2 protein-coding genes are annotated in these 1,568 nt (G+C 60.8%); one reads left to right on the top strand and one right to left on the bottom strand.

The genetic code is table 11. From position 1 onward, the window contains the following. A partial coding sequence (locus R2855_20100) for a threonine aldolase family protein (protein MEZ4533309.1) occupies positions 1-870 on the bottom strand: 870 nt, incomplete at its 3' end. Between the two features lie 149 nt (positions 871-1,019). Between R2855_20100 and R2855_20095 the strand changes: the two genes are divergently transcribed. Then, the coding region (locus R2855_20095; GenBank protein ID MEZ4533308.1) for an MFS transporter at positions 1,020-1,568 on the top strand (549 nt) is incomplete at its 3' end.

Genomic DNA, 1,568 nt, shown 5'->3' with positions numbered 1-1,568 from the left:
AGTGTTGGCGACACTGAAAATGACGATGTTGGTTTCCACCGGCGTGCGCAGGAGCTCGATACCGGGAACGTTGCCGATCCCTTCCGCGAGCACTTTGGCGTTTTCGTGGTCTTCGGCCAGCCGTTCGACGTTATGTTCGAAGGCATAGATGCCGGCAGCGGCAATGATGCCCGCCTGGCGCATCGCCCCACCCAGCCGATGCTTCCACAGTCGGCCTTCCTCGATGAATTCAGCCGATCCCGCGATGACCGCGCCAACCGGCGCGCCGAGGCCCTTGGAGAGGTCGATCCAGACTGAATCGGGATAGGACGCAATCACGGAAACCGGCGTGTCGCTGCCAACCGAGGCATTCATCAGGCGAGCGCCGTCCATGTGCAGTTTCATTCCCGCTTCGTCACAGAGGGCGCGAAGACCAGCCAGAGTCTCCAACGGCCAGATCTTGCCGCCTCCCTGGTTGGAGGTATTCTCGACCGAGATCATCGCTGACTTGGATGTGTGGGTTCCCCGGTTGCTGAGATAGGACCGCACCTGCTCCGCAGTGAAGACGCCGCGTTCTCCCTCGAGACCACGCATCATGACGCTGGCGAAAATAGCTGGGCCACCCCCTTCCGCGATATTCGGATGCGCGCGACGCTCGAGGATGACGGCATCGCCCGGGCGGCAATGAACCGCAAAGGCAATGGCGTTGCACATCGTTCCGGACGGGACGAAGAGCGCGGCTTCTTTTCCGGTGAGTTCGGCAGCCATCTCCTGCAGGCGATTGACCGTTGGATCCTCGCGATACTGTTCGTCGCCAACCTCTGCTTCGGCCATCGCCCGGCGCATCCCCGCCGATGGCTTGGTCAAGGTATCGCTTCTGAAATCGATCACACTGATCCTCCGGATTGCGGCCGCCCATCCAATTCGAGGGCCATTCTATCCGGTCGATTGCGGCTTGGGATATCGGGAATCCGGCAGCGCTTTGAATCGTGCTATCCTCCGGCAGCGCCTAACCCGTCCGACACCGAAACCAGAGGCGGATGTTCACCTATCTGCAGCGCGTTCGGTCGTTCAACCCCGATGTCAAACTCATCCTGGTGTATTGCCTCCTGGCCAATATTGGCTTCGGAGTGATCGAGCTCATCTTCAATTTCTACCTGCTCGAACTGGGATACCGGGAGGACTTCATCGGCCAATGGCGCGCGGTGGCGACGCTCTCGGTTGCCGCGGCATCGCTCGGAATGGGAGCCGCGATCAACCGTTTTGGAAACTGGCGGGTGCTGGTGACCGGGTTCGCGGTGCTGTGCATTTCCAGCTTCGGCCTCGGACTGTCGACCAACCAATGGCTGTTGATGATCCTGGCGGTGGCCTACGGGGCGTCGCTGGCGTTCCTGATCAACCCGGTGCTGCCATTCATCATGGATCACGAACGTCAGGAGTACCGGCAGTACGCATCGGCAGTGTCGCTCTCTGTCGTGAACCTCTCGCTCATGGTTGGTTCGCTGATGGGCGGTTTCGCGCCCGATTTCTTCGCGCGGATCGCGCCGTCGATCGACGAAGGCTCGGTGATGGCGTATCGGGCAGCGATG

It is taken from the genome of Thermomicrobiales bacterium (assembly GCA_041390825.1).
GTDB lineage: Bacteria > Chloroflexota > Chloroflexia > Thermomicrobiales > UBA6265 > JAMLHN01.
Note: the sequence above shows the minus strand (reverse complement) of the source record. Positions and strands in the feature narration are given on the sequence as shown.